Genomic DNA, 6,748 nt, shown 5'->3' with positions numbered 1-6,748 from the left:
ATACGGAATAAAGTATTAATTAATAGGAAAAATATAGCATAGAACCGATGTTAGTTCTATGCCTTTTAGAATACTTAAAATTAAATTCCCGAAGGGAGCGTGGCGAAAGCCACTTTTTTATGAAATTATAAAAAATGTTCAGATAAATAATGCCAAAATGATAATTAATTAACATAAAAGTTAGTTGTTATAAAAAATACATATAATTATTTAAATCCTTAAAAAATCAAGGAAATGTATAAAAAAATTTTTTAATAAAAAACTAAAAATAGGTATTTACAAAATGAAAGAAAAAGAGTAATCTGTATCTAAAGAATAATTATTGTTAATTAATAAACATAATCTATTAAAATTTTTTATTTGGAGGAAGAATTAAATGAAAATAGTAGTAGTTGGATGTACTCATGCAGGAACAGCATCAGTAGTTAATTTAAAAGAACTTTATCCAGAAAGTGATATTACAATATATGAAAAGAATGATAATATATCATTTTTATCATGTGGTATTGCATTAAATGTTGGTAAGGTAATAGAAGATACAGAGAGTCTTTTTTATAACTCTCCTGAAAACTTAGCTAAATTAGGTGTTGTAACTAATATGAAGCATGAGGTATTAGATATAGACTTTGAAAATAAAACTTTAAAAGTTAAAAATTTAATCACAGAAGAAGTTTTTGAAGACAATTACGATAAATTAGTATTGACTTTAGGGTCATGGCCAATAGTACCAAGATTTGAAGGTGGAGAATTAGAAAATATAGTTTTATGTAAAAATCATGATCATGCACTAAATATAATAGAAAAATCAAAAGATGCAAAAAATGTTGTTATTATTGGTGCTGGATACATTGGTGTTGAACTTGTTGAAGCATTTGAAATGCAAGGTAAAAACGTAACACTAATAGATGCTGAAAAGAGAATAATGGCAAAATATTTAGATAAGGACTTTACAGATGTAGCTGAAAAGGAATTCTCAGATAGAGGAGTAAAATTAGTACTTGGAGAAAAAGTTCAAAAGTTTAATGGTGAAAATGGTAAAGTAACAGAAGTTATTACTGAAAATGGAACATATCAAGGTGATTTAGTAGTATTATGTATAGGATTTGCTCCTAATACTAAGTTGGTTCAAGGTAAATTAGATACATTACCAAATGGAGCTATTATAATAGATGAATATATGAGAACAAGCAAAGAAGATGTATTTGCAGCTGGAGATTGCTGTGTTGTAACATATAACCCTTCTAAGGATACAAGATATATTCCACTTGCTACCAATGCGGTAAGAATGGGAACGCTAGTTGCTAGAAATATAGTTAAACCAACACTTAAGTATATGGGAACTCAAGGAACTTCAGGAATAAAGATATATGAGCAAAATATAGCTTCAACAGGAATGACTGAAGAAGTAGCTAAGGCGACAACAAAGATGAATATTGCTACAGTTTCATTAACTGATAATTATAGACCAGAGTTTATGCCAACTTATGAACCAGCAACAATAAAGATTGTTTATGATGCAGATACAAGAAGAGTTTTAGGTGGACAGATAATTTCTAAAGTAGATTTAACTCAATTTATGAATACTTTATCAGTTGTTATACAAAATGATATGACAATAGAAGAATTAGCAATGACAGATTTCTTCTTCCAACCACATTACAATAAACCATGGAGCTTATTAAATGCAGTAGCACTTAAGGCTTTATAAAAAAAGGACTCGGATAGCGAGTCCTTTTTTAGTTAAAGGCTATGTACTGTTTAACTAAAATTGATTTTTAAATTTTAAAGGTGGACTAAAATTATTTTACAATATATAATATATTTTAGAGTTAATATATTTTTTAGGGATAATGGGAACGTTCCCTTAACTGTATACATGTTAAAAAGAATTAACAATTATAAATGATTATTGAGGAGGATTAATAATATGAAAAAGGTAATAGCTATAGGTGAAGCTTTAATTGATTTTATACCACATGAAAAAGGAAGAGCATTAAATGATGTAGAAAACTTTTTAAGAGTACCTGGCGGAGCTCCATTAAATGTTGCGGCAGCAGTAGCTAAGTTAGGTGGAAAATCACAAATGCTTACAAAGCTTGGACAAGATGGATTTGGTGATGCAATATTAAATGAAGTAAAACCTTTAGGTGTAGATGTTTCAAGAATATCAAGAACAAATGAAGCTAATACAGCTCTGGCATTTGTATCATTAAGAGAAGATGGAGAAAGAGATTTTTCATTCTATAGAAATCCAAGTGCAGATATGTTATTAAGTGCTGAAGAAATATGTGTAGAAGACTTTAATGAAAAAGATATATTGCATTTTTGTTCAGTAAGTTTAATAGATGCACCTATTAAAGAAGCACATAGAAGAGCTATAGAAATAGCTAAAGAAAAAGGATGTTTAATAAGCTTTGATCCTAATGTAAGATTACCATTATGGAAAAATCCTGAAGATTGCAGAAAGGCAATACTAGAATTCCTTCCATTATCAAATATAGTTAAGATAAGTGATGAAGAATTAGAATTTATAACTGGTATAAAAGATGAGAAGGAAGCTTTAGATTTTTTATTAACTGGTGATGTAAAGGTGATAATATATACAAAAGGAACTAATGGTGCAGAATTTATAACTAAGGAAAGAGTTATTTTCTCACCTTCATTTAAAGTTTCAGCACAAGATACAACAGGAGCAGGAGATTCATTTATTGGCTCATTATTATATCAAGTGGCAGAAGGGGAATATTCATTAGAGCAATTAGTAGATTTATCAGAAGAAAAAGTACAAGAAATATTAACTTTTTCTAATGCTACAGCAGCTTTAACTGTATGTAAAAAAGGTGCTATAGGTGCATTACCATTAAAAGAAGAAGTTTTAGCAAAAATCAGTGAGAGGTAAGTATATGATTACTAGAGCGGAATATGAGCAAAAAATTAAAGAGCATATAGATAATAATATGCCAAAGATTCTTTCAGATAAGTGGAGAAGTAAATATCATATAATGGCACCAATTGGTTGGATAAATGATCCTAATGGACTTTGTCAATTTAATGATGAATATCATGTCTTTTATCAATATTCACCTTTAGAAGCTAAAGGTGGTATGAAATTTTGGGGACATTTTGTATCTAAGGATTTAGTGCATTTTGAGGAAAGAGATATTGCCATATATCCAGATGTGAAGGAGGATAAGGATGGAGTATACTCTGGATCAGCATTTGTAAAAGATGATACAATGTATTTCTTCTATACAGGGAATGTTAAACATGATGGTGAGCATGATTATATACTTACAGGAAGAGAGCAAAATGTAATATTAGTTACAAGTAAAGATGGAGTAGAGTTTTCAGAAAAGAAGATTCTTTTAAGGAATTCAGACTTTCCAGAAAATATGTCACTTCATGTGAGAGATCCAAAAGTTTGGGAAGAAGATGGAACTTACTATATGGTTCTTGGAGCAAGAGGTAAGGATGATAAAGGATATGTATTATTATATAAATCATCAGATCTTTATAATTGGACGTTACATTCAGTACCAGCTGGTGGAGAAGAAAATATGGGATATATGTGGGAATGCCCTGATTTATTCTATGTAGATGGCAAGACTGTCTTTATGTTTTCACCACAAGGATTAAAAGCTGATGGATTTAAATATAATAATGTTTATCAAAGTGGATATGCTTTTGGAAACTTTGTAAATGATAAAAAAGAACTAAAGTTAGGAAACTTCGTAGAACTAGACAGAGGTTTTGACTTCTATGCACCTCAAACTTTTGAAGATACAAAAGGAAGAAGAATAATGATTGGTTGGATGGGTGTTCCTGATGCAATAGAACACAAAAATCCAACAGTGGAAAACTATTGGCAACATCAACTGACTTTGCCAAGAGAATTAAAGATAATTCATAATAAACTGTATCAATTACCATTAAAGGAATTAGAAACTTTAAGAAAAGATTTAATTGAAAGTAAAGTAAACTTAGATAATAACAATGTTTTAAATATCATAGATAGAAATACATTTGAGTTAAGAATTGATTTAGAGGAATGTAGCAAGTTTAGTATGAAGCTTAGAGAAGATTGTGTAGTATCTTTCACAGAAGGTGTATTTAAACTTATACAAGGAGACAGTGGATATGGTAGAGATGAAAGAGCTGCTTATATAAGTAATCTTAGAAGCATAGATATATTTAGTGACAATTCATCTATGGAAATATTCATTAATGATGGTGAAGAAGTGTTCACTACTAGAGTTTATAATGAGAGCTTAGATAGTGATATTATTCTTTCAGGTAAAGGTACAGCTGTAATAAAAAGATGGAATATTTAGTATAGTAATAAAGAGTTGATATTAAATCAACTCTTTATTACTATAAAAAAATAAGGAAATAAGTGGCTCAGGTGTAGAAATAGTAATGTGGGGATTCGTCTTGATGCTTGCAGGGATTCCGTTTTATATTTACAATCATCATAAAAATAATCAATAATAAAAAGATAAAAAAATGTCTATAGCAGTTTTTTTATGATATACTGGAAATAATACTAAAGACTATATGGAGGGGCAAAATGAAAGTAGAATGGAATAAAAAATATACGACCATAGCTATTTATGCATTTTTAGTAATATCATCAAGCATAATAGTATATCTTATGGCATCTCAAGCAGAAGACTTAAAAATTAAATTTAGTGGAATGATTGCAACAATGCAGCCATTTATAATAGGTTCAGCAATAGCATATATAATTAATTTTATATTGAATTTTTATGAAAAAGTAGTTTTTGAATTTAAATATCTAAATAAACTAAATAGAAAATATAGAAGGGGAATAGGGTTATTACTTTCTTATTTAACAGCTATTATAGTGATATCTTTATTTATGCAGTTTGTATTGCCGCAATTAGTAGACAGTATAGTAGGGTTAGCTAATAACATTCCTCAATATGTTAATGATGCAAGCCATGTTATTACAGAAATCAGTGAAAAATTTAATTTAGAAAGCAAATATATGAATATGATAGTTGAAAAATGGAATGAACTATTAAACTATATCATTACTTTACTGACAAACCTTATACCTGTTATAGGTAATTTCATTATGACGCTAGGTTCAAGTATTTTAAATATAATAATTGGAATAATAGTATCAATTTATATATTGATAGATAAGGAAAAGTTTATAGCTTTATCAAGAAAGGTAACTTTCAGTATTTTTTCAGCAGAAAGATCAAAGAGAATAGTAGAATTAGCTCAAAGAAGTAATGAGACTTTTGGTAAGTTTTTAAGTGGTAAAATTTTAGATTCATTAATAATAGGTATACTGACTTTTATAATATTAACAATATTTAAGATGCCATATATACTTCTTATATCAGTTGTTATTGGTATAACTAATATAATACCATTCTTTGGACCGTTCTTTGGAGCGATTCCATCAGCTATTATAATCTTATGTGTATCTCCAATTAAAGCATTATGGTTTATTGGAATAATATTAGTTATACAACAAATTGATGGTAATATAATAGGGCCTAAAATATTAGGAGATTCCATTGGAATATCAGCATTTTGGATATTATTTTCACTACTTATATTTGCAAAATTTCTAGGACTTATAGGAATGATAATAGGTGTACCTATATTTGCAATAATTTATTCAATAATTAAAGAAAACGTAGAGAGAAGACTAAAGGCAAAAGGATTGCCAGTTGAAACAGAAAAATATAAATAGATATAAATAAAAAGATAGTGAATGAACTATCTTTTTATTTATATAGAAGTAATTAAGTTTTTAATTTTTTCACAGTTTACAAGTGATACTAATGAATCGTTAAATAAGGTAGCCTTTTTTAATATTTCTAAGGCAGCATCATTTTCATTATTATTAAGTAGAATTAATCCTAAATAATAATAAGGTTCCATAAAGGATACATTACTATCAACAAGCTCTTTAAACTTTACTTCAGCAACATTATAGTTTCCTAATAAATAATTAGCTTCAGCAAAATTTGATTTAAGAACATTACTAGTATCGTTATAATTTAGGCCTTTATCTATAATAGTTAAGGCATCATCTAATTTATTATTTACAATAAGTAGAGAAGTAAGTGTTTCATAAAGATAAGTTGTTTCACTTTCTTCTAAAAGTTCTTTAAGATAATTTATAGCTTCATCTGATTTGTTATTTTTCCAAGCAACTAATGATTTAGATATCTTAATAGATAGTAAATCAGCAGATTTAATTTTAGAATTATTCAAAGATAGAGAGTTAATATAGTTTTGGGCTATAGTGCAATCTCCATATTTAAGTTCCATAATTAAATAATTGTTAACAATAAAGCCAGGAATATTTTTTCTATTTACAGTTTGGCGGTAAAGCTTTAAAGCTTCTGAGTAATTTTTGCCAGAATATAATTTGTTTGCTTTTATAATTTTTCGTAAATAGATGTTTTTACCAAGAAGTATGCATAGAGCTACTAATAACAAGGTTATGGCTAGAATCTTATTAATAGACAATGTTACTAAAAATATTATAATAAAAAATAAGATATAAATTGTAGATTGTTTTATATTTCCCATTTTAACCACCTATATATTTAATAATTATTAAAGAATATTATACAATAAATTACAAAAATACTAAAGAAAATATTTTTTAGATTATTTTTGATAAATGTAGCGGAATAATTTTCAAATAAAAAAACAATATTTTTTTATGTTGATTTTATGAAGTTTTATAGATAATATT

5 protein-coding genes are annotated in these 6,748 nt (G+C 27.6%); 4 read left to right on the top strand and 1 reads right to left on the bottom strand.

Annotated elements, in window-relative coordinates; all coding sequences use genetic code 11:
• Positions 1-376 precede the first annotated feature (376 nt).
• From H8R92_RS08815 to H8R92_RS08800, 4 genes are all read left to right on the top strand, one after another.
• Positions 377-1,708: an FAD-dependent oxidoreductase gene (locus H8R92_RS08815; protein ID WP_186835243.1), complete on the top strand. Its 1,332-nt coding sequence runs from the start codon at positions 377-379 to the stop codon at positions 1,706-1,708.
• A gap of 219 nt (positions 1,709-1,927) precedes the next feature.
• Positions 1,928-2,899: a carbohydrate kinase family protein gene (locus H8R92_RS08810; protein ID WP_022212985.1), complete on the top strand. Its 972-nt coding sequence runs from the start codon at positions 1,928-1,930 to the stop codon at positions 2,897-2,899.
• 4 nt (positions 2,900-2,903) lie between these two features.
• Positions 2,904-4,331, top strand: coding sequence for a glycoside hydrolase family 32 protein (locus H8R92_RS08805; RefSeq protein WP_186835242.1), 1,428 nt, complete (start codon positions 2,904-2,906; stop codon positions 4,329-4,331).
• Positions 4,332-4,567: 236 nt separating this feature from the next.
• A complete protein-coding gene (locus H8R92_RS08800) occupies positions 4,568-5,731 on the top strand; it encodes an AI-2E family transporter (RefSeq protein ID WP_186835241.1) in 1,164 nt (387 codons plus the stop codon).
• A gap of 38 nt (positions 5,732-5,769) precedes the next feature.
• Here the strand turns inward: H8R92_RS08800 and H8R92_RS08795 are convergent, their stop codons facing one another.
• Positions 5,770-6,579, bottom strand: coding sequence for a tetratricopeptide repeat protein (locus H8R92_RS08795; RefSeq protein ID WP_022212982.1), 810 nt, complete (start codon positions 6,577-6,579; stop codon positions 5,770-5,772).
• Positions 6,580-6,748: the final 169 nt, after the last annotated feature.

The sequence above is a fragment of the Clostridium lentum genome (assembly GCF_014287815.1).
Classification (GTDB): Bacteria; Bacillota; Clostridia; order Clostridiales; family Clostridiaceae; genus Clostridium; species Clostridium lentum.
The sequence above is the reverse complement of the archived record's forward strand: the minus strand, read 5'-3'. Positions and strand labels throughout refer to the sequence as shown.

What these genes read in the sequence shown, in the direction of transcription:
- H8R92_RS08815 (WP_186835243.1), top strand. Translation starts at nt 377, where the DNA reads ATGAAAATAGTAGTAGTTGGATGTACTCATGCAGGAACAGCATCAGTA.
- H8R92_RS08810 (WP_022212985.1), top strand. Translation starts at nt 1,928, where the DNA reads ATGAAAAAGGTAATAGCTATAGGTGAAGCTTTAATTGATTTTATACCA.
- H8R92_RS08805 (WP_186835242.1), top strand. Translation starts at nt 2,904, where the DNA reads ATGATTACTAGAGCGGAATATGAGCAAAAAATTAAAGAGCATATAGAT.
- H8R92_RS08800 (WP_186835241.1), top strand. Translation starts at nt 4,568, where the DNA reads ATGAAAGTAGAATGGAATAAAAAATATACGACCATAGCTATTTATGCA.
- H8R92_RS08795 (WP_022212982.1), bottom strand. Translation starts at nt 6,579, where the DNA reads ATGGGAAATATAAAACAATCTACAATTTATATCTTATTTTTTATTATA.